Origin of the sequence: Lysobacter sp. M15, assembly GCF_022662515.1 — a bacterium.
Taxonomy (GTDB): Bacteria; Pseudomonadota; Gammaproteobacteria; order Xanthomonadales; family Xanthomonadaceae; genus JAKPBU01.
Genome location: NZ_JAKPBV010000012.1, coordinates 48,128 through 69,454, shown reverse-complemented (window position 1 = coordinate 69,454; position 21,327 = coordinate 48,128). Strand labels below are relative to the sequence as shown.

Sequence of the window (21,327 nt, the reverse complement as noted above, 5' to 3'; positions counted from 1 at the left end):
CCGCACGACAAATCCCCGCTCCATTTCCGGCGCTGCGCCTGGCCCCCACGGATACCTCAGACCCCGTTCGTCCTGAGCGTAGCGCCGCAGGCGCGAAGTCGAAGGGCCCAAGTCCGCCACAGCCACCTCAGCCACCCCACACCCGTTCGCCCTGAGCGTAGCGCCGCAGGCGCGAAGTCGAAGGGCCTTCTCTTCCAGGCCACCACCACGGCCTTGCGCTGCGACATCTCACCGCGCCGCCGCCGAAGCCAGCTTTCCCAGCGTCCGCAGTGCGTCGTCCACCGCGTCGCTCCATGGCACGCCAAAGCTCAGGCGCAGGTGGTGGCGGTGGTCGCCGCGTAGCGAGAACAGATCCCCCGGCAGGCTGCCGATGCCGCGCGCCAGCCCCGCTTCGTACAGGCTCCGTGCGTCCAGTTCCTGCGGCAGTTGCACCCATAGCGACAGGCCGCCGCCAGGATCGCCTACGCAGGTGCCGGCCGGCCAGTGGCGCAGGATCGCATCGCGACTGCGCTGCGCGTTGTCGGCCAGCGCGCGGCGCAGGCGGCGCAGGTGAGGATCCAGCCCGTGCCGCGCCAGGTAGTCGGCGATGGCCAGCTGCGGCAGCGTGGCGGTGGCGACGGTGGAGAAGCCTTTCGCGTGCAGCAGCTGCTGCGTCCAGCGCCGGCCCAGCGCCCAGCCCACGCGCAGGCCCGGCGCGAGCATTTTCGAATACGAGCCGCAGGTGATCACCTGGCCGCGCGTGTCGAAGCGCCGCAGCGGCGCCGGCCGCTCGCCGGAAAACGCGAGCTCGGCATACAGGTCGTCCTCGATCACGGTGACACCGTGCGCGGTGCAGGCCGCGACGATCGCGCGCTTGCCGGCGTCGCCGGTCAGGCTGCCGGCCGGGTTGTTGAAGTTGGGCACCAGGATCGCGGCGCGCACCGGCTGGCGCGCCAGCTGCTTTTCCAGGCAGGCCACGTCGATGCCCGACTCGGCATCGGTCGGCACTTCCAGCACCCGCAGGCCCAGCGCCGCCACCGCCTGCAGCAGCCCGTGGTAGGTCGGCGTTTCCAGCAGCACCACGTCGCCGGGGGAGGTCACCACGCGCAGCGCCAGGCTGATGGCTTCCATCGCGCCGGCGGTGATCACCACTTCCTCCGGGTCCACGTCCACGCCCACGCGCGCGTAACGCTCGGCGATGCGCAGGCGCAGGTCGGCCACGCCTTCGGCCGCGGCGTAACGCACCGCCGCGTCCGGATCGCGGCGCATGACCCGCTGCAGCGCGCTGTGCAGCGCCGCACCCGGCAGCAGCGCCGGCGCCGGCGTGGCCGAATGCAAGGCCATGCGCGCCTTGCGCGTGAGTTCCTCGGGCACGCACAGCAGTTCCGGCTGGCGCACCGGCTGCGGCGTCCGCGCCAGGCGCGCGGGCGCGCGAGTGCCCACCGCACCGGGTGCCGGCATCGCGCGGATGTAATAGCCCGAGCGCGGCCGCGCTTCCAGCAGACCCTGGCGTTCCAGCTGCGCGTAGACCTCAACCGCAGTGGAAACGCTCACGCCCTGGTCGCGGCCCAGCTGGCGCAGCGAGGGCATGCGCTCGCCCGCGCGCATCACGCCGCGGCGGATCTGCTCGCCCAGGTGCGTGGCGACGCGTTCGTACAGCGTTTGCGTCGACATGCCGGCCTCCACATCTGTACTGGTCGAATTCGATGGTATCTGAAACTGTACTGGTCGGCTCCGCGGGCCCACGCTACGCGCTCCCTGACTCCCCGGCGCACCATCCCATGCCTGGCGAAACCCGCACCGCCCTGATCCAGCTGCTGCTGGCCGAAGTCCTGATCGGCTCGGTCGGCGTGTTCGTGCACGAGAGCGGCCAGGATCCGGTGACGGCGGTGTTCTTCCGCTGCGTGTTCGGCAGCCTGTTCCTGCTGGCCTGGGGCTGGTCGCGCGGCCTGCTGCAGGACCTGTGGCGCGATGTCGCGCTGCTGCGTGCGGCGGCGATCAGCGGCGTGCTGCTGGTGCTGAACTGGGTGCTGCTGTTCGCCGGCATGGAGCGCTCGTCCATCGGCGTGGCCACGATGGTCTACCACTTCTTCCCGTTCGCCATGCTGGCGTTCGCCGCGCTGTTCTACGGTGAGCGCACGCGCGCCGTGGACATCGCATGGTCGGCGCTGGCCTTCGTCGGCGTGCTGCTCTCGGCCGATCCGCAGCGCTTGTGGCGCGAGGCCGATGCCGGCTATCTGTTCGGCATCGCCCTGACCTTCGGCGCCGCCCTGCTGGCGGGCGCCTCGCTGATGATGTCGCGCCGCATCAGCCGGCAACGCCCGCTGGCGGTGGTGCTGGTGCAGTGCATGGTCGGCATCGTGCTGCTGGCGCCGTTCGCCGACATCGCCGCAGTCGCGGTCCCCGGCGCGCACTGGTGGTGGCTGGCCGGGCTGGGGCTGATCCACAGCGGCGTGTGCTACGTGCTGATGTACTCGGCCTATCCGCGTCTGCCCGTGGGCACGCTGGCAGTCATCGCATTCGTGTATCCGGGCGTGGCCCTGCTGCTCGACTACCTGCTCTATGGCCAGGCGCTGGGCCTGCTGCAGGGCGCGGGCCTGGCCCTGATCGTGCTCGGCACGCTCGGCGTCAACCTGAAATGGCGTCTGCTGCGCACGCGCAGCGATGCGGCGGCGGCTATCGAATGCGGCGAGCCGGAGCACGCCGCCTCGCGCTGACCGCAGCAATGCCTGTCACCCTCTCTCGCTTGCGGGGGAGGGTTGGGGTGGGGGCGATCTTCGCCCCTATCCACACATCGCCCCCGTGGGAGCGGCCTCGGCCGCGAATGCCCTTACGCCATGCCCGATCCCGCAAGCCGCACGCACCCGGTGCGCATGCACACGCCCACCAGCGCCACTGCAGCGCCACACACCCCAGCCCCGTTCGCCCTGAGCGTAGCGCCGAAGGCGCGAAGTCGAAGGGCCAGCGCCCGTTATGCCTCGTCAGGCGTCACGGCGCCGCAGCGCAACCAGAAAGTCATAAGTGGCGGTGTCAGAAACACTTCTGCTCTAGGTAAATGAACCTGACCCTTCAGAAGTGGGGTGGCCACGCCGCAGGCGTTGGCTTGAATGCACTGTCAGGCCGCGTCGCTACCACGGCAAACCGCAAAGGTCGATCACATGTGGCTCGACGCGCTCTCGTGCTGGGCTGAGCACCATGCAGTTGGCCGTCCATACATGCTTTCTTTCGGGCTGAGAGTAGCGAACCTCCGATGAAACGCGCTGCCAACCCAGCCGCGCATAAAATGGAATCAGATGATCGGCGCAGAGTAGCAAGCCATACCTTGCTTTCAACGTAGTGAACCACTCTGCTTCGGTGTTCCTGAGTAACTCAGACGCCAAGCCGCGGCTCTTGTAACCCGGAGCCGTGACAAGATTGTTGAGCCCGACGATCTCAACCGGCTGGTCGTCAAAACGGACGACGCGCTCCACAAGGTTGTAGAAGCATGCAAGGTTGTGCTCGTCCATGCCGAGAAACGACCAGTCCGGAGTGGTCCAAACGGTCTGGCGAACGATCGGAAACTGATCGAATTCATTGTTCGCGAGCAGCCTCAGCTCGTCACTCCACTTGGCCGGCAAGTCGCTATGGCGATATTTATGGATAGCCAGCATGTCAGCCATCACGCCGCGGCAGCGGCACCAGAAAGTCATACACCGGCTCAAGCACCAGCTCCGGCAAGGTTTCCGCAATCGCATCGCGCAACTGCTGCCAGGCCTCGGCATCCACCGATGGTCGCGCCAGACCTTCCGCCTTCGCCTCGGCCGATGGCCACTGGGTGTAGCTGTACCAGATGTCGTCCGGGCCACGATGCAGGCGCGAACCCAATGAGCCCCGCTCGGTCACCAGCAACTGGGTAATCCGCGACCAGGCCCGCATGAAAGTCTGCTCGGCCCCCGGATGCAGGCGCCAGCGGTAGATGGCGCAAAAAACAGGATCGACGTTGCTCATAGCCTCTGGCCCGGTCATGCGTGGCGGGGAATGCGTGACACCTGACGCCTGAACCAAGCCGACCCGCGAAGCGACCTCGGCTTGGATGAAACGTCAGGCGCCAGCTTCAAGTTGCCGGAGAACGAATGCTACCCGCTCCTCGACGGGCAACCTGGGTACAACACAGGTGTCATAGCCTGCTTCAGCGTAAGCAGCCACGGTCGGCTCGAACGAGCGTGCTGCGCGGTCGAATGGCGCACGGCGCCAGCGATCGCAGACATAGATCTCCGGCCAGGGTTCTGCCACAAACACCGTGTTGGCATAACGGCGCTGCCCCGATGCCGCTTCATGCGCGGCCTTCAGTTCCAGACCAAGCAGCCGCATGTGCCCCAGGCATTCGGGGATTGCGCGATCGAAGAACACGGGCGGCGGTAACGCCTGAGCCGCATCGTATGCCTGGACATTTCTCGCAACGACTTCGTCCATGAACGCCTGAAGATTGGTCCATGGGAAGAGGTCCCCTCCACACTGCTCTTGCTCCTGCACGAGAGTGAGGGCCACCTCGGGGACGACGGAGTAGCCCAGATTGCCAAGCGCCTTCAACAGGGTGGACTTGCCGGCCCCGGAAGCGCCGGTGATCACGTAAAAGCGCGGGTTGTTCAAGGTGCGGTCTTCTTCCTCTGGGGCCTAACGCCTGAGCCAACCCGCTCCGCGCACCGGCCGCGGCCCGAATGAGTGGTTGGAGCGCGCCCGCATGACTACAGCGAGTGGGCTGCCGCGACCAGCAACCCACCGATGATGGCGAGGTTGGACTGCCACGTGGTGATCGCACCAGCACGTGCTGGGCCTTCCATGTCCCAAAAGTTCACCAGCAACACAGAGGCCGCAATGGTAAAGACAACCAGGCCCAGGGCGGCCCACACTGGATAGAAGCCGGAGATCAGCGCCAAGCCAGCCAGGATCTGGAACACCGAGCCCGATACCAGAACGAGTTTTGCCGCAGGCACGCCACGGGCCGCGAGTGCTTGAGTGATGGCAGGCAGGGTGAAGAAGTGGTGGGTACCGCCAACAACGAACAGGCCGCCCAGTAGCAAGCGGCCAATGAACCACAAGATTGCCTGGGCCTCAGTGTGCATGGTGACTCCCGCGTGCTCTATTGCCTGAACTGAGCCGACCCGCGAAGCGGGTGCGGATTGAATGATCTGTCAGGCGCCATCACGCCCGGAAAACTCCTTGTCGGAGCGCGGAGCATCCGGTAGTTGCTCATCCAGCGATTGACGATATTTGAGACAGCCGCGGAGAAATACTGGCCACTCCGGAACAATGGGATTGACACTGGATTTCTCCGGCAGGAGATTCCACAAGTCGGGATGGTGCCAGCACAGATTGTGGCCTGAGCTATCGCGGTGCGCTCGCACGGCATTGCGCAATTTGACCAGCTCAGCGAGCAGCTCCTCGCGGCTTTTATCGTCGAGGTCAGAGTCCATAGCAACCTCCAGTTTCGAAATGGCGCGTAGCGCCTATTCAACCCACAAACGGGGCGTTGGAAGGAGTATGCATTAGCCAATGGCTGGCTGCCGCCGCCCGCCCCATCGACCGAAGCGGCTTCGCCTTGAATGAATCGCTAGGCCGCTGGGTTCGCAAACGACTCCAGGCGGCCGCAACTCCTGCAACGGTACGTGATCACAGGCAGCGTCTTGCTGCCGGATTGAACCGCGGACAGCTTCCACAACGATGTGTTGGGCTCGCCGCTAGCCCACTTGGCCTGCCTGGTGATGTCGCTGTCGCCCTTGTCGATCAGGAAGCCCTTCTCGAGCTGGCCGTCGCATCTAATGCATTTGTCCATGGGTAGCTCGATCTGTGGTGAGCGGCCTGGGGCCGGGATTTAGCTGGGCCCAGAAGTGGATCGGCTTGAATGAGTTGTCAGGCGGCGCGGCCAAGTGCCACCGCCGCAAGAATGAGACCACCCATAGCCAAGGAAACCAAGCCAAGCAACGCAATGTAGCGCGTGAAAAGGGGTACGGCCCGCTGAGCGAAACGATGATGCCACCGCCAGGGAATCAGCAGCAGGCATGCGGTAGTGACAAGCAGCACCCAACCGAAGAGATTGAAGGCGCCAGATAGCGCCATGCGTGGGGCATGGAGTACAAGCGCTGCACCAGCGACAAAGCGCAGAAACAACTCCGTGAAGTGCACAGGTGCAGAACTGGCGAATCCGAGCAAGAACCGACTGGCTCGCGTTGGCGCGAGCAGCGATGCGCCTCCTAAGGCAAGCAGGTACAGGCCAGCAAGCACAACGACAGCAAGAGCAAAGGTTTCAAGTAACGACATTGTCTGATAGCCGCTTAACGCCTGAGTTAAGCCGAGCCGCGAAGCGCTTCGGCTTGAAGGAATTGTCAGGCCGCGTCACCGTCGACCTCCGGCCAGAACTCATGAAGGAAATCCTTGAACTCATGGCCATCCTGGTCGCTGATTGTAAGCAACGTGGTTTCCGCCAGCGCGGAACCGCCGTCAAGGGTAACGAGCGCTGAGTGGATGAGTCCGGAAAGCAACTCAGACACCGCAGTGGTGAACGCCACCTGGGCCTCTTGGGTATTGAGGAGGCTGGATAGCTTTGCCCAAGCCTCCGGATGATCGCTCCAGGCAAGATCAGCGTTAGCCAGGCTGTCAGAAGCGGTGCGAGCCCATGAGGCCCGCGACTCCGCGAGATCCGTCAGGAAAGCTGCTTCAGAGGGATGAAGTTTCATTAGCGGCCTAACACCTGACTTGAGCCGCGCCGCGAGCGGCGCCGGCTGGATGAATTGTTGGGCCTCAGCGATTGCTCGGTTGAGCGATGCGCCGCGCCGCGTAGAGGATGATGCTGGAAACAACGAGTAACCAAGCGCCGACGCCAAGCACAATCATCATGGTTGATGGGTTGCCATGGGGATCAAAGACACTAGAAACCGTGGCGGCGAGTAGAAGACCGGGGAATGCAAATACGAAGCCAAAGTAGCTCGCGGAACGGGCAAAAGGCGAGCACATGGAAGAGCCGTGCAAGTCGTACGGACAAGCAAATATTGAATAAAAGGTAGCTATCCAGACAAGTGCGACAACGATCCACTGGATCTTCATGGGCTCTTCCTGAGGCCTAATGCCTGAACTAGGCCGACCCGCGAAGCGGGTTCGGCTTGAATGAATTGTTAGGGCGAGCCGTCAAATAGGTTCCATGCATTCTCATACCCAAACGCTTGGAGCCGCGGCGTAATGGCGACCCTGTCGACTCTTCTGAACGATAACCCCAGATATGTCATCACTTCACCCTTTGCATCGGCGGCGAAGCTCACCGAGTCGCCGGTCATGCTGGGTCCAAGCCCGCCAGTCCTGGCTTCGTCCCTGGACAGAGGCACCAGCGGATAAACGAACGTTCCGGTGTTGTAGGTGATCCGCAGTATCGGCAGGCCATCGTCCTGCAACGCGACTTCAGCCCCGAGCAGCTTCTCGAAGCCAGGCAGCGAATATCCGAACAGGCGATATTCTCCGATTCGCTTCGCCCAGGCGGCATCAATCGATTTGGCCGCAATGCGATAGCCCTGCTGCTGCTCACGCACGCCGCGGCGCCAGAACAGCACGTGATACGGCCCGACGTCGCGGAAGTAGTAAACATCGCCGTTCGCTTCGCCAGCGGTCTCGACGACGAACGCGCCGGGAGAACGCTCCGTCGCCTGCACGGTGTCCGTCCCACGACGGATGGACAAGCCATCAGAGGTGATGGACACCTTCGCGTAGCCGTTCTTCTGCGCGTAGTAACCGGCATGCCGCCCGCGCGAGGCCCTTGGCTCGAATGCGGGTGCACCCAGCGGTTCCGGTACGATGTCCGCAGCGGCGAGGCCATGGCTCTCGAGCCAACGGAAGGCGAACTGTTCGCAAAGGGCGTCGCTGCCCACGGTGTTGGCCAGGATGATCGCGGCCGCCTTCCGCTCCGGGATCAGCACGAGCGCGGCATTGGAGTAGAACGTGCTGCCGGCATGATAGGCCGCAAAGCCGCTGTCATTGCGGAACAGGAACCACCCCAGGCCCTTCTTGTTGGTGTCGATCGGTATGTCGGTCTGCCGGGTGAACATCGCCCGAGCCATCTTCTCACTCACCGCCGCGGATGACTGGCCGTGGTAGGCATCCATCAGCGCGATCGCATATACGGCGAGATCCCCGGCCGTCGAGTAGATCCCGCCGGATGCGATATCCCGCAGTTCGAACGGCGTAGCCACGGCGCGGTCCGGTCCGTAGGCCTTGCTGCGAGGCTGTCCCTGTCGATCCATGGCGAAACCGGTACCGGTCATCTCCAACGGCAGGAAGATCCGCTGTTTCAGGAGCTGCTGATAGTCGGTGCCACTGGCCGTTGCCAGTGCATGACCCAGCAGGTTGTAGCCCGCGTTGGAATACAGGCCCACGGTTCCCGGCGAATGCGCCAGCGCGGTTCGGCCGATGAGTTTCACCACGTCGGTATAGGACGCCCTGTCGGCTTCCATGTCCCGGAACACGTCGGTCGGTACGCCGGCACTGTGGGTGATCAATCGCTTGAGCGTGACCTGGTTCAGGTCCTCGCCATGCGTGCGCATGCGGAACTGGGGCAGATAGCGCGACAGCGGCCGTTCGATATCTACAACGCCTTGTTCCTGCAGCTGCATCGCTGCCAGCGCCGTGAACGTCTTGGTCACCGAACCGATCCCGACCTGGGTGTCGGGTGTCATTGCGATGCCGGCGCCTTTGTCCGCGTAACCCAGCCCTTGCATCCAGACTACTTTCCCATCCACCACGAGCGCAGCCGAGACACCAATCACGCCGCTGGCCTGTTGGCGTTGCTCCAACCATTGGGCAAGCGTGGAAACCTCGGGGTGAGGCTGCAGCTCTGATGCATGCACCACGGCCGACCAGGCAACGCATGACAACGCTATCCAAGAGACGGCCTTCGTCATCGTGTCCGCTGCGATAGCTGCAACATGCTTTGGCTTCGTGAAATCCGTCATAGCGCCATAACGCCTGAATCAAGCCGAGCTGCGTGGTGGAGGCTGCAGGCATGGCAAGCTCTTTATGCCATGCCCGTGTCCGGAACGGAGCGGTGTCGGCTTGAATGAACTGTTAGGCCTGCTGCTGCTGGAACGCCAAGTGATAGCCATTGCAGTCCTTGATGCCAAACTCTCTGGAGCCGTACGACATGTCCTGGATGGGCCAAGCCACAGCTACTTTGCCTTGGACGGACGCAAAGTAACTGTCCGCATCCGTGATAGTGAAATAGATGGTGCCAGAGAAGCCAGACGAACCTTCCCACAGATCACTACGCGTGAAGATGAGCCTGCCGCCTTGTTTCTCGGCCGTGAGTGTTTCCTCAGCTGAGTCAAACACGTTGAAGCCAAGGGCTGACTGATAGAACTCGCGGGTCTTTTCAAGATCGCGACAGTGCAGAAGAAGTGTCAGCGGCATAAGAGGTCCTCACCAGGCCTAACGCCTATTCGCCCCGTTTCGCGAGGCGGTGCGCGGAGTATGCATCAGCCTGAAGGTGTCGCAGCGCCACATACGGGACGCCAGCCCTCGCCAGGCAAGTCACCGCTCCAACGCCCCGGCTGCACTGAAACGCGATGGCCAGCCCGTCCCGGCAAGCCCGCCGCCCGCCGCATCCAACCCTATGCCGCATCCTGCAACCCGCACGCATCCGGGGAGGGCGCGCACGGTAAAGGCCTCTTCGGTGTTTGCGTAATCCAGACATTACCAGGGCGGCCCGTCGCCCATGCATCACACGCCTTGGGTGGCTATGCCATCACTCACCCGTGGCGGGTCGTTCCCCATCCCTCAACGCCACCGCATGCTTCCACAGGCCATCGAAGATCTCGCCGTAATACCTGCTGTCCTGTTCCGACAGCGAGGTGTTCGCGAGGAGAATCACGCCCACTTCCCTGTCAAGGTCGGAGAGCATCATGGCCATCACGCCGGGATCGCTGCCGTTATGCCCGATCCTGGTGACGTCGAACTTCGTCGCCCAGAAGATGCCGGAGTTCACCGAATCCTCGCCGCTCACGTTCACGTTCTCCGGCTTGTTCGGACCGGTGTACTGGAACCTGAGCATTTCGGCGCCATGCTGCTGCTCCAGGATTCTCGCCCCCTCGAACTCGCCGTCATTGAGCAAGGCAATGAAGAACTTCGACAGGTCGGCGACCGACGTGCGCACCCCACCATCGGGATAGGTCGTCAGCCCGTAGAGCTGGATGGGGATGGTGAGGCCTTGCGCAACGTACAGCTTCGAGTGCTTCGCCTCTGGAATCTCGGAGAGAAACCAGCCCGTGTTCTGCATCCGCAGGGGCTCGAAGATGTGCCGCTTCGTATACGTGTTCAACTTCTCGCCCACGGCGAGTTCGACGATGTAGCCAGCCAGCCCGGCAGCGATGTTCGAATACTCGCGCTGCGTACCGGGTTTGGCGTTGAGGAAATTGTCTTTCGAATAGGTCTTGCCGCCGGATGCAAGGTAGTCCTGCAGGAACTGCCCCAACGGCTCCGGCCAGTCGCCACCGTAATGGTAGGCAGCTTCGTAGACCGGCTGCCGGTCCGTGATGCCCGAGGTATGCGTGGCCAGCTGCCGCAAGGTGATGCGTTCGGTCGGGAAAAACGGATTGACCACCTTGAACGGCAGGTAGCGATTGATGTCCTCGTCCAGGGAGAGCTTCCCTTCCTGCACCGCGCGCATCAGGGCCGCGCCGGTGAACGTCTTGCTGATCGATCCGATGTTCATGACCGTGTCTGGCGTAAAGGGCACCGCGCGCGCCTTGTCGGCAAACCCGTATCCCTGCGTCCAGACGACCTTCCTGTCCACGATGATGGCTGCCCCAAGGCCCACGATTCCGGCGTCCTTCATCCGCTGCTCGACCAAGGTGTAGAAGGCGGTGCCTGCATTGGCGGCCGACGATGGCGCCTGGTCTGCGGCCGCAACCTTTGCGGAAAGCAAAACAAGTGCGACGGCCGCGATGTTTGTGAGCACTTTGTTGAAGCGCATGCGAACCCCTATTGGTGTCTAACCATGAATCAAGCTGCGCCGCGAAGCGGCGTCGGCTTGAATGAATCGTCAGGCCCCTGACAGGAAGAGGTACAAGACGTCTTCTTCCGCGGCCGGCAGAACTTCTGCGAGCGCTGCATCTGGCGGGACCCGCTCGTGCCGAAGGATGCGGAACGCCTCGTCCAGCGGCCCGTGGTAGCTGTGCAACAACAATCCGAGCTCTGCAGTAAGCCCCGACTGCAGTACGCCGGACACAAAGCCCTCCAGGCTTTCGGCCAGAGCGCGATCTGCCTGTTCCTTCGCCTCTTGCTTGAGTGCTTCCTTCTCCCTTCGCTGCTCCAAGGCGCGCGCCGCCTTTGCCCGACTCCAACCCTTCTTCAGGAGCTTTGCTTCCTCAGCGGGCCAATCCGATGCAAGGGCCGCGGTCCTGCGGGCTGACCCCATGACCGTGCCGCAATCGCAGTGGGCGAGCGTGGTGAGGAAGTATGCCGCGCCCGGAGGAAGCTGGGTGGTGACAGCTGGACTTGCCAAAGGCTGGAACTGACGCCCGAACCCGCGCGCGATGGTGTTCAGCGCCTCGCGGTCTGCAGCTTTAGGAAGCGTGGCGGTTATGAAGTGGCACATAGGGGTCTAACGCCAGAATAAAGCCGACCCGCGAAGCGGGCTCGGCTTGAAATGTTAGGCGGCTACACTAAGAACATTGTCAATTTTGTGCCCGCCTTAGTGATCGCTTCTTCTGCCCGATCACATCGCAGCTGCGATTCACTTGCGAAATGCTCGTCATCCTCGATGAGACCGAGAAATCTAGGCTTGTGGTGGGCGAAACCTGATTGGCTCATCTCATACGTCTCTTCCCAGAGTGACCACGCCTGCCGCTGGCATCCCTCTAGGTACTTTAGGTCTGCCCTGAGCCTTTCAGCCTCATCTGCCAGCACCGCGACCTCGTCGTCTGATCCACGATCAATCGCACCGAGCAGGGCTTTCAACCTCTGCTCAAGGCGGTCGAATGTTTTTCTTGCTTTATCGATTCTGACCAGGAACTCCGATTTCTCACGCGAAAAAGTGAGCTGAAGTTCCTCTTCTCTCGTACGTACCGTATAGCGATAAGCGCGGTAGCTTATCCATGCGGATAGTAGCGAGACGACTAAGGCAAATGCTGCAATGAGGTCGGATGCGTCCATAGCCCCCTCCCGTCCGTTCGCGCCGTTGGACGAGGTGTCGCGCGGAGTATGCATCAGCCATGGATGGCAGCGCCCCCGCCGCTCCAACTCCTGGGCTGTTCTAAAACGCGCTGGCAGCCCGCCCCAGCGAGACCGCCGCTCGCCGCTCGCGGCGCCCCATGCCGTATCCTCCACCCCGCACGCATTCGGGGGAGGGCGCGCATGCACATACGGACCAGTGCCACCGCGGCCGCAGCCAGCCTGCTGCTCGCCGCCTGCAGCCAGGCCACGCCGCCGCAGGCCGAGACCGCCCAGACGCCCAGGCTGGAACGCGCCGGCCAGCCGGTAGACCCGCTCAAGACCGCCGGCCACATCACCGGCGCGCGCGTGGCCGCTCTCACCGGCGACCAGGACGGCGTGCGCCGCAACATCGAAGCCATGTCCGACGACATGCGCCGGGCCATGAAGCTGGCCGACGCCGCCCGCCCCATCGACCGCGAAGCCGCCCGCGCCGCAGCCCGCACCGTGCCCGGCGTGCGCTCGGTGGCCTGGGTGGACCGCAGCCACCTGCTGGTGCGTGTGGACAGCAACGCGCGCCGCAGCCACCAGCTCATCGACGAAGTCTGCTACCAGCTGCAGCCGCTGGGCGACACCCTGGCGGTGGTGGTCAACGTGCAGAGCACCGCCGCCCGCACCCCGGACGAGCTCGACACCCTCAGCCGCAACTGCCAGCTCGCCCCCGGCGACCGCGCCCTGCTGCAGCGCGAGCGTCAGCTCGACGTCCTCGACCCCGCCATCCGCGCCCAGTACCGCGCCAATGCCGAACACATGCGCGCGGAGCAGCGGCACAGGCAGGATGCGGGGGATCGGGCAGCGTTGGAGGCGATTCCGGAGATGTGATCGGTAGGTTCAAGCGCTCTGTGCCAATTGGATACAGGCGCAGCAAGCGTCTCGACGCACGTGAAGGGATAAACCAATCTGACCTCTTGACCCCTTCTGGCGGCTCAAGCTCAACGGACAGCGGCCGCTGGCGGAGGTGCGGGCGGAGTACTTAGAGCAAATCGCGACGAAAGGCGGTGACTAGCCCCAGGCGTTTAAGATGATGGCGATGACAGCGACGGTTCGCCGTCCGGCGTTACCTAGGAAGACACAGAGTAAGGGTGCCAACGTTGAGCAGGAGGGTGACAACATGGTAGAGGTTCAGAGGGTTGCTTCGGTGGAGTCGGTGTGACTGCGAAAGATTACAGTCACCTGGAGCGCGAGGACCTCATCCGCCTACTCCAACGGCGCGATGCTGACCGTCAGCTAGGGCTGGTGTGGGAGCGCGATGACATCGAGGCCGATGCCGCGCTAAATGCCGATTACGTTGCGCTGACCTTGGACCCAGCCCTTAGCCATGGCGATGCGCCGTGGCAAAATCTCATAATCGAGGGAGACAACTTCGATGCGCTGCGCGCGCTACGAGTGAGTCACAAGGGCAGGGACAACCCGATTCGCTGCATCTACATCGATCCGCCGTACAACACCGGCAACCGCGACTTCGTCTACAACGACCGCTTCGTAGACAAGACCCACCGCTTCCGCCACTCGCTGTGGTTGGAGTTCATGTACCAGCGCCTCATCTTGGCCAAGGAGTTGCTGGCCGATGATGGGGTGATCTTCGTCAGCATCGACGACAACGAGTTGTTCCGGTTGGGAATGTTAATGGATCGGGTGTTTGGGGAGGAGAACTTCATTGCCAATGTGATTTGGCAGAAAGTCTTCTCCCCAAAAGGGACTGCACAACATTTCTCGGACGACCATGAGTACATAGTCGTTTATGGACGGGACAAGGCTAAATGGCGTCCAAACCTGTTGCCTCGGACTGCTGCACAGGACAAGGCGTACAAGAATCCGGACAACGATCCGCGCGGCCCTTGGACTTCTGGTGACCTATCTGCACGAAATTACTACTCGAAGGGAACCTATTCCATCACTGGCCCAACGGGCCGTGTCATTCCGGGGCCGCCTTCTGGAATGTATTGGCGTTTCTCTGAGACAAAATTCAAGGAGCTCGATGCCGATGGCCGAATTTGGTGGGGTAAAGACAGGTCGAATGCTCCTCGGCTCAAGCGATTTCTTTCCGATGTCCAGCAGGGAACGGTGCCGCAGACGTTGTGGACCTATGCCGATGCGGGCCACACGCAAGACGCAAAAAAGCAGTTGCTAGATCTGCTTCAATTTGAGTCATCTGACGACGTATTCTCGACTCCCAAGCCGGTGCAGCTGATGGAGCGAATCCTGCGTATTGCGACAAACCAAAATGACACAGTGTTGGACTTCTTTGCCGGATCGGGAACACTTGCGCAGGCCGTTGCCAAACTCAATGCTGAAGACGGCGGCAACCGTAAGTTCGTACTGGTCAGCAGTACAGAGGCGACCGAAGACCGCCCTGAGAAGAATCTGTGCCGTGATGTCTGCGCAGAGCGCGTGCGTCGCGCGCTGGGTGGGTACACCAACTCCAAAGGTGAGGCAGTGCCGGGCCTCGGGGGCGGCTTTGCCTACTTACGTGCCCGCCGCATCCCGAAACATCGGCTCTCACTAAGGCTCGACCACCCAGAGATCTGGAACGCCCTGCAGCTGCTGCATGGCATTCCACTCACGCTGTGGCCAGGCGGAGGCTTCGCAGCTGATGAACAAGAAGGACAGTCCATAGCATATCTGGCAGATGCGTACCCAGCCAGCCGTGCGCGTTTGCAGGACTGGCTGACGCAGCGCGGCACGCGGCCGGCCACGGTCTACAGCTGGGCGCCGGAGCGCTATCGCAGTGTCGATACGCCGCACGACTGGCGCCCAATCCCGCAATACCTGCGCGAACGCTTCGGACGCTGACATGGCCGCAACCTTGAAACCCTTCCAGGAAGCAGTCTGCGACGGCATCGTCGCTCGCTTCGAAAACGTGCGGGACCTGTATGCGCAGCTGTCCGCCAGTGCGCCTGCACGGCTCACCGAAGCGCGACAGAGGGACGCCGCACTAGTGCTACAAGCCCCCACTGGCGCTGGCAAGACCTTGGTCGCGGTGGAGGCCATACGGCGCTTGTCGGCGAAGGAGCCGATCCTCTGGTTCTGGTTCGCGCCATTCACTGGCCTGGTAGAACAGTCGCGCAAGGTGATTGCCGCGCAAGCGCCGGAACTGGCCCTGTTCGATTTGCAGGCGGATCGCCAGCTTGATGCGGTGCGCGATGGCGGAGTGTTTGTGGTGACTTGGGCCTCATTGGCGGCGCGCAGTGCGGAGAGCCGGCGTGCGCGCCAATCCGGCGATGCCGGTCTGGCTATCGACGAGTTGATTGCGCTGGCGCGCGCCGAAGGTCTGCATATCGGCTGTGTGGTGGACGAGGCGCACCACGGCTTCCAGCGCGCCACACAGGCTCGCGCTTTCTTCAGCGAAGTGCTGCAGCCAGACTACGCTTTATTGATGACCGCCACACCGCGCGATGCGGACATGGCGGCGTTTGAACTTGCCACTGACTACACGGTGCGCGACCCGGCAGATTGGGCATCGGTAAGCCGCTTCGATGCGGTCGATGCAAAATTGTTGAAGCAAGGCGTGCGCATGGTGCGTTTCATCGCCCGTGATGGCGATACCGCGCAACTGGTGGATTTCGAGCATTTGGCCCTGCGCGAATGCGCATCGATGCACCGGCACATTCGCCAGACACTCGTTGATGCGGGCGTACCATTGACGCCGCTGATGCTGGTGCAGGTGCCGGATGGCAGGGCCGCGCAGGAAGCCGCGCGGAAATACCTGGTGGAAGAATTGAAGTTCAATGCCTCCGCCGTGCGCGTACATACGGCGGACGAACCCGACCCCGACCTGCTGGCGTTGGCGCAGGATCCAACTGTCGAAGTGCTGATCTTCAAGATGGCCGTCGCCCTTGGGTTCGACGCACCACGCGCGTTCACCTTAGCCGCATTGCGCGGCGCGCGCGATGTGGCTTTCGGCGTGCAGGTCATCGGTCGCATCGTACGCCGACACGCATTGCTGCAGTCGCTAGACAACCTGCCGCCGTTGCTGGACCAGGGCTATGTGTTCCTGGCTAATTCCGAGTCGCAGGAGGGCCTGCTGCAGGCCGGCGAGCAAATCAACACGTTGACCACGCAAGCGCCTGAGTTGGGGACGCAGACGGTGGTCACCGTGATTGGCGATGCTGCGCAGGTGCAGGTGGTGCGCAGCGGCGAGCCGTTGAGCCTGCTGGTGTCTTCTGCGGGCGCCAGCATCGTGGACAGCCGCGATCCATCACATGTACAGCCGCTCCCCGACGACAATGTGGCCGCGTTGGACGCGGCAATGAGGGATGCAGGCTTCGCAGGCTTCGGAGCTGCGGCTCAGGCCACGCTGTCCATGTCTGCTGGTGAAGGCGGAGCGCCACGGCCACTCGATCAGATCATGGCAACGTACGCACAAGCTGTAGTGAAGCCGTACGAATATGTCAGACGGGCAGATGCCCCAGCCAGCTTGCGCGGTGAGAAGCTGCCGCCAGTCACCGAGGATTTCGAAGCAGGTTTGGCGGCGCATGTTGATTTCTCGCCTGTCGTGCTTGCGGATCGGCAGCGGAATCGCGTGCAGGTGCAGCGCGAAGAATCAAATCTGTTCGTCGGAGGCGAGTCTGTAGCTGAATCGACCGAAGACGTCTGGGCTACCATGTCGGTGGAAGCCATTGCAGCTCGCGCCGAGCAGATCCGTCTGCGATTGGGGGAAGCCAACGACCGCGAGCTTCAGAGGCGCCTGTTGGCGCGATTCGAGCGTGCGATTGTGGATTCGGGTGCCGAACCTCCAACCGATGAAGAAGTCCTTGCGCAGCAACTGGAGCTAGTCCTCGCGAGGCGACCGCTCCTCTTGGGTGTGGCATATAAGTCGTTGCGGATGCGGAGCGTTGTGGACATTGACGTGCCATTGCCCGGCGCCATCGAGTCCAACCAGCGCCTGCCAACCGCCAGCCGTAACTTGTACGGCGTGTTTCCACAGGATATGAACCCGGATGAGCTGGCGATTGCCCAACAACTCGACGCGAATCGGTTAGTGATCTGGTGGCACCGCAACCCGTCCAGAACTGGCGTCGGCCTATATCGATGGGATCAGGGCGCCGGCTACTACCCTGATTTCGTGGTGTGCCTGCAACAACGCCCCGGCGCCGGCATAGCGTTACTGGAAGTGAAGGGGGACTTCCTTTCCGGTAAGGACAGTGAAGTCGAGAAGGCCGCGGCTGTGCATCGTGAATACGGCCGGGTCTACATGGCTGGCCGCAAGCGCGGCGAGCGTGATTTCATGTTCCTGCGTGATCTTGGAGGAAAACTGCAAAGCGCTGGCGCTTTCAGCGTGGAGCAGCTGCAGTTTCCGTGATTCCAATGAATGGGTCGCCACCTATCTTCTGGGAAGTATAGGTGGCGTCTTCTCGCGTCGAGCAGGAGAGGGAATGGAAAACGCGTCGCTTTCGTTCAAAGCGCTCGAGGCACGCATCAACGCGATGTCCGACGGGCCTGCGTCGGTACTCGACACACCACGCGCGCTGACGGCGTTCAATGTGCTTGGTACAGCGGGCACAATCATAGGCATCCTTCCGTTTCTGCTCATTCAATTCATGCCGGCGGAGCAGTGGATGGTGGGCATGGCGCGAGTTGGCGTGTGGACGGCGATTCTTGGCTACTTGCCCACATTCGTGCGTAGCATCTGGGTGCTCGGACGCGAGTTCTGGCTCTGGAAGCCCAAACTCGCCGAGCAAAGCGATCACGACCTCAATCAGTTCCGAGCTTTGCGCCGCTGGCTGCGCAAGTTCCCTAGTGAGGATCTGAAGGATCACCATCGCTTCGCCAAACTATCGCAGGAGCGGCTTTCCGCCAAACTCGGTCTGCTGCAAGGCGGTTTCAATAAACTCGGGGTGTTGCCTGCGCTATTGGCGGTGCTGGTTCTGCTTAGAAGCGCCGACAACCTTTCAGTCGATACGCTGTTAGAAGTACCTTATTGGCAGAGCTGGTTGGCCATTATCTTCGTAATCATCTACTTCATCAGCTTACTCGCAGTGCGTATGCGCCTGCGTCTCCAGCTCTATGAAGTCGTTTTGCGCGATGCGCTGGAACTAGAGCGCGGAACGAAAGAACGCTGAGAAAACTGGACGTCGATTCGCTGAGGCCGGGGCGATTGTCTCCACCCTACATCGCTCAGCCGACGCAGACAGCAAGCCATACCATTGGGTAGGAATCTTCTCTATGTGGATTCGAGAGATAACACGAATGTCCGTTCATCTGAATTCTGCGGCCGATGACAGGTAAGTGCTCAGGCGGTGTGCTTTCCCGAGAAAGCAGCGAGTGCTATATGCTGTAGTTGAAACTTCAAGAAGGGGAACGGGATGTTCGCAAAGAAGAAGTTCAGGGACATCGATCTAAACGATGAGTTCTTCGACTCCCTTAAGCAGGATTACGCGGAATTTCCAGCCTGGTTTGCCAAGAAGGCGGACAGCGACGCGTATGTCTTAACTGATGACGAAACGCAACGCATACACGGCTTCCTCTACCTAAAGATAGAAGAGGGAGAAGTTGAAGATGTGGTTCCTCCGCTTCCGCCAGCGAAGCGGCTCAAGGTCGGTACCTTGAAGATAAATGCGCATGGGACAAAGCTCGGCGAGCGGTTCATCAAAAAGATCTTCGATCATGCGATCTATGAAGATGTCGAAGAAATCTACGTGACCGTATTCGAGCAACATGAGGGGCTTATTCGGTTATTGAATCGATATGGATTTCAACAGGCCGCGCTAAAGCCAACTATCAACGGTGTTGAGCAAGTACTCATAAAATACATCTTCGCTCCATACAAAGATGTGCTTACTAGCTATCCGCTAGTGGCGATAAATGGGTCAAAGTCCTACTTGTTATCAATTCAACCTCAGTGGCACACAAGACTTTTGCCAGATTCGATTTTGAATAACGAAGGACAAGACATAGTCCAAGATGTTTCACACACGAACAGTATTCATAAAGTCTATTTGGCATCAATGCGGGGAATGGACGTTTTGCAGCCTAGAGATGTGCTCTTAATCTATCGAACTACGGACAATCAAGGTCCGGCGCGGTACAGGTCAGTCGCGACCTCGCTCTGCGTCGTTGAGGAGTATCGATCCATTCATTCGTTTAGATCGGAGGATGAATTTCTGATCTATTGCAGCCCTTATAGTGTTTTTGACGAAGCAGAATTACGTGAATTCTGGCGACACAAACGCTATGTGCATGTTGTTCGGTTTGCGTACAACATTGCATTGAAGCGAAGAATTACGCGAGCTGAGTTGATTGATGAAGTGGGTCTGAACAGTGATGTCTACTGGGGCTTTATGCCGTTAACAAACGCCCAGGTTACTGAAATAGCAAATCGAGGAGGAGTTGATGCGCGTCTTATTGTCAATTAAACCAGAGTACGCCGAGAAAATTCTCATGGGTCAAAAACACTATGAGTTTAGAAAGGTTATTCCGAGGGCGGAAGGTGTCAAGACAGTTGTAATCTATGCCACAAAGCCGGTCGGAAAGGTGGTGGGCGAGTTTGAAATTGACTCGGTATTGACTGAAAAGCCGGCGCGGCTCTGGTCGCAAACATCAAATTTTTCAGGGATATCAAGACGATTCTTTAACGAATATTTTCGCGGTCGTGCTAAAGGCCACGCGATCAAAGTAAAAAAAGCTACGCGCTATGAGACGCCATTTGAGCTGTCGATGATACTGAGCAGTGGAATCGCACCACAATCTTTCTGCTACTTATAGTCGTTGGAACAGGTCTTATTTTTTTACCCTAAGTTTCTTATTGAATTCAGACCTGGAGTTCTCGAAGAAATTAGAGTTTGCCTTGTGTTGCTCCACCAGCCATTCCGCGAACGAGTCACTGTACTGCGTTGTTCCGAACTTGGGGGTGTGGCAGTAGAGCGCATTGCCGTCTATCGAGAGTGTTCGTCTTACCGCGAGCAGGTCTCGAGAATTTATAGTTACTAAGTCTGGAAGCATCGCGTTAACGACCCTCAAGAGCTCGGTTTGTCGATATGGATAGGTTACATCGTGGTCGATGAGCCTATAGCCCGGCGCATTTGGATCATCTACAAATCTGATGGGGCTAGCGTTGGCCGATTTACTCTCCAGGACATCTCCAGTTAAGGCGGACACCACGGATCCCGCAGGGGATGTAACAACCTTTTTTACTCCACGCAGCCACTCGGCTCGTATTGCTTTTAGCCTGCGTTCCAATGCCGCCCTAAGGTCCGCGGTAGTGCCAGGCTCACTTTTTGCTCCGTGCCGAAAGTAGACCGTACCTCTTGCAAAAGCGGTCTTCTGTTTTTTATCAACCTCGTATGTCCCAACGCTCTCAAACACAACGGGCAGATCCACAGCTGATATCTCGATTGCTGCTACCGTTTCTCCATCTTTCTCGGCTTCGTGTATTTCGATTCCATGTAAATGGTGTGACGTGTACTTGAAGACCTTATCAGCAACCACTGCTTGATCTAGCTCCAGTACTTGTGAAACGTCCTCACCGGATGGAATGCCGTTATTCTCTACGCCAATCAGGATTGCGCCGCCGCCTGAGTTGGAGAGAGCGACTATGTCCTTTACGAGCTCGCACCAAGCTCCCGCGACGCTCGGGTCGAAAGACCGCTTGAACTCGATATGCTTGGATTCTCTTTTGGCGAGTAGCGCTCGGTCAACGATCTCAGACATTGAATCCTCCCGTCAGATGTCTACCCGGATTAATCTTGACGCCAGTAAAAGCGGCAAATGGTCACCTCGCGCGTGCGCGGGAAGGCTCCGTACGCCTTTGTGAGAACGCGTAAGAGTCCGGCAACGCTTCTGCATTCTGGATCGTGTTCCAGTGCTAGGTCGAGATCCACCAAGTCGGATATCTTTTTAATCTCAGTTTGTAGACGTACCGGCGCACTTAGCGAGCCGTCGGGCAGTCGGAGTTGGGCCAAGGGCTCATGGAGCCACTTCCGTCCGAGTCTGACGGTGATGTTCCATCCATCGTTTAGAGAGGGGTTTGTGAACTCAAGAATTGGCGTCATTAGAGGACGAGCTCTTCATCTGGCATTGGTAAGCGTCCCTGCTGTGAAAATGGCGGTTCGCAGGTAGCGAGCTCGCTTAGTCCTCAAGCGTCGTCGCGGTGAGGTGGGCACATTTCACGATACGAAAGAACCG

At 60.6% G+C, this 21,327-nt stretch carries 23 protein-coding genes; 7 read left to right on the top strand and 16 right to left on the bottom strand.

The window, feature by feature from the left end; translation table 11 throughout:
* Positions 1-228: 228 nt before the first annotated feature.
* Positions 229-1,653, bottom strand: coding sequence for a PLP-dependent aminotransferase family protein (locus MC380_RS11915; RefSeq protein ID WP_242165003.1), 1,425 nt, complete (start codon positions 1,651-1,653; stop codon positions 229-231).
* 107 nt (positions 1,654-1,760) lie between these two features.
* Between MC380_RS11915 and MC380_RS11910 the strand changes: the two genes are divergently transcribed.
* Positions 1,761-2,696: a DMT family transporter gene (locus tag MC380_RS11910; RefSeq protein WP_242165001.1), complete on the top strand. Its 936-nt coding sequence runs from the start codon at positions 1,761-1,763 to the stop codon at positions 2,694-2,696.
* Between the two features lie 411 nt (positions 2,697-3,107).
* Here the strand turns inward: MC380_RS11910 and MC380_RS11905 are convergent, their stop codons facing one another.
* The 14 genes from MC380_RS11905 to MC380_RS11840 form a co-directional block, all read right to left on the bottom strand.
* A complete protein-coding gene (locus tag MC380_RS11905; RefSeq protein WP_242164999.1) occupies positions 3,108-3,638 on the bottom strand; it encodes a GNAT family N-acetyltransferase in 531 nt (176 codons plus the stop codon).
* A complete protein-coding gene (locus MC380_RS11900) occupies positions 3,631-3,966 on the bottom strand; it encodes an antibiotic biosynthesis monooxygenase family protein (protein ID WP_242164997.1) in 336 nt (111 codons plus the stop codon). The genes MC380_RS11905 and MC380_RS11900 overlap by 8 nt, the downstream gene beginning before the upstream one ends.
* A 93-nt stretch (positions 3,967-4,059) precedes the next feature.
* Positions 4,060-4,608: an AAA family ATPase gene (locus tag MC380_RS11895; RefSeq protein ID WP_242164995.1), complete on the bottom strand. Its 549-nt coding sequence runs from the start codon at positions 4,606-4,608 to the stop codon at positions 4,060-4,062.
* 95 nt (positions 4,609-4,703) lie between these two features.
* A complete protein-coding gene (locus tag MC380_RS11890) occupies positions 4,704-5,081 on the bottom strand; it encodes a DoxX family protein (protein WP_242164993.1) in 378 nt (125 codons plus the stop codon).
* A gap of 69 nt (positions 5,082-5,150) precedes the next feature.
* Positions 5,151-5,432, bottom strand: a complete 282-nt coding sequence (locus tag MC380_RS11885; protein WP_242101580.1) for a hypothetical protein — start codon at positions 5,430-5,432, stop codon at positions 5,151-5,153.
* Between the two features lie 137 nt (positions 5,433-5,569).
* On the bottom strand, positions 5,570-5,791 hold the full coding sequence (locus tag MC380_RS11880) for a hypothetical protein (RefSeq protein ID WP_242164991.1): 222 nt from the start codon (positions 5,789-5,791) through the stop codon (positions 5,570-5,572).
* Between the two features lie 77 nt (positions 5,792-5,868).
* Positions 5,869-6,276: a hypothetical protein gene (locus MC380_RS11875; RefSeq protein ID WP_242164990.1), complete on the bottom strand. Its 408-nt coding sequence runs from the start codon at positions 6,274-6,276 to the stop codon at positions 5,869-5,871.
* A gap of 65 nt (positions 6,277-6,341) precedes the next feature.
* Positions 6,342-6,692, bottom strand: a complete 351-nt coding sequence (locus MC380_RS11870) for a hypothetical protein (RefSeq protein ID WP_242164988.1) — start codon at positions 6,690-6,692, stop codon at positions 6,342-6,344.
* Positions 6,693-6,756: 64 nt separating this feature from the next.
* Positions 6,757-7,059: a hypothetical protein gene (locus tag MC380_RS11865; RefSeq protein ID WP_242164986.1), complete on the bottom strand. Its 303-nt coding sequence runs from the start codon at positions 7,057-7,059 to the stop codon at positions 6,757-6,759.
* A gap of 68 nt (positions 7,060-7,127) precedes the next feature.
* Positions 7,128-8,900 (bottom strand): serine hydrolase domain-containing protein, encoded by a 1,773-nt coding sequence (locus MC380_RS11860; RefSeq protein WP_242164984.1) that lies wholly within the window; start codon positions 8,898-8,900, stop codon positions 7,128-7,130.
* A 163-nt stretch (positions 8,901-9,063) separates the two neighbouring features.
* Complete coding sequence (locus tag MC380_RS11855; RefSeq protein WP_242164982.1) at positions 9,064-9,405, bottom strand: VOC family protein; 342 nt, start codon at positions 9,403-9,405, stop codon at positions 9,064-9,066.
* A 334-nt stretch (positions 9,406-9,739) separates the two neighbouring features.
* Positions 9,740-10,966, bottom strand: a complete 1,227-nt coding sequence (locus tag MC380_RS11850; RefSeq protein WP_242164981.1) for a serine hydrolase domain-containing protein — start codon at positions 10,964-10,966, stop codon at positions 9,740-9,742.
* A gap of 69 nt (positions 10,967-11,035) precedes the next feature.
* Entirely contained in the window at positions 11,036-11,590 is a 555-nt protein-coding gene (locus MC380_RS11845; protein ID WP_242164979.1) for a hypothetical protein, read from the bottom strand.
* A 62-nt stretch (positions 11,591-11,652) separates the two neighbouring features.
* Complete coding sequence (locus MC380_RS11840) at positions 11,653-12,147, bottom strand: hypothetical protein (protein ID WP_242164977.1); 495 nt, start codon at positions 12,145-12,147, stop codon at positions 11,653-11,655.
* 201 nt (positions 12,148-12,348) lie between these two features.
* Here MC380_RS11840 and MC380_RS11835 point away from each other — a divergent pair, with 201 nt between their 5' ends.
* The 6 genes from MC380_RS11835 (at position 12,349) to MC380_RS11810 (ending at position 19,908) form a co-directional block, all read left to right on the top strand.
* Positions 12,349-13,026, top strand: a complete 678-nt coding sequence (locus MC380_RS11835; protein WP_242164976.1) for a hypothetical protein — start codon at positions 12,349-12,351, stop codon at positions 13,024-13,026.
* A gap of 327 nt (positions 13,027-13,353) precedes the next feature.
* Positions 13,354-14,997, top strand: a complete 1,644-nt coding sequence (locus MC380_RS11830; RefSeq protein WP_242164974.1) for a site-specific DNA-methyltransferase — start codon at positions 13,354-13,356, stop codon at positions 14,995-14,997.
* A gap of 1 nt (position 14,998) precedes the next feature.
* Positions 14,999-17,506 carry a DEAD/DEAH box helicase family protein gene (locus MC380_RS11825; RefSeq protein WP_242164972.1) on the top strand — a complete coding sequence of 836 codons (2,508 nt, stop codon included), beginning with the start codon at positions 14,999-15,001 and terminating at the stop codon, positions 17,504-17,506.
* 73 nt (positions 17,507-17,579) lie between these two features.
* Complete coding sequence (locus MC380_RS11820; protein WP_242164970.1) at positions 17,580-18,266, top strand: hypothetical protein; 687 nt, start codon at positions 17,580-17,582, stop codon at positions 18,264-18,266.
* Between the two features lie 243 nt (positions 18,267-18,509).
* The gene (locus MC380_RS11815) at positions 18,510-19,559 is read left to right on the top strand and encodes an N-acetyltransferase (protein WP_242164968.1); all 1,050 of its coding nucleotides are present in this window, start codon (positions 18,510-18,512) and stop codon (positions 19,557-19,559) included.
* On the top strand, positions 19,537-19,908 hold the full coding sequence (locus tag MC380_RS11810; protein ID WP_242164966.1) for an ASCH domain-containing protein: 372 nt from the start codon (positions 19,537-19,539) through the stop codon (positions 19,906-19,908). The genes MC380_RS11815 and MC380_RS11810 overlap by 23 nt, the downstream gene beginning before the upstream one ends.
* A gap of 15 nt (positions 19,909-19,923) precedes the next feature.
* On the opposite strand, the gene MC380_RS11805 is transcribed toward MC380_RS11810, so the two are convergent.
* The gene (locus MC380_RS11805; protein WP_242164963.1) at positions 19,924-20,853 is read right to left on the bottom strand and encodes an ATP-binding protein; all 930 of its coding nucleotides are present in this window, start codon (positions 20,851-20,853) and stop codon (positions 19,924-19,926) included.
* Between the last annotated feature and the right edge of the window lie 474 nt (positions 20,854-21,327).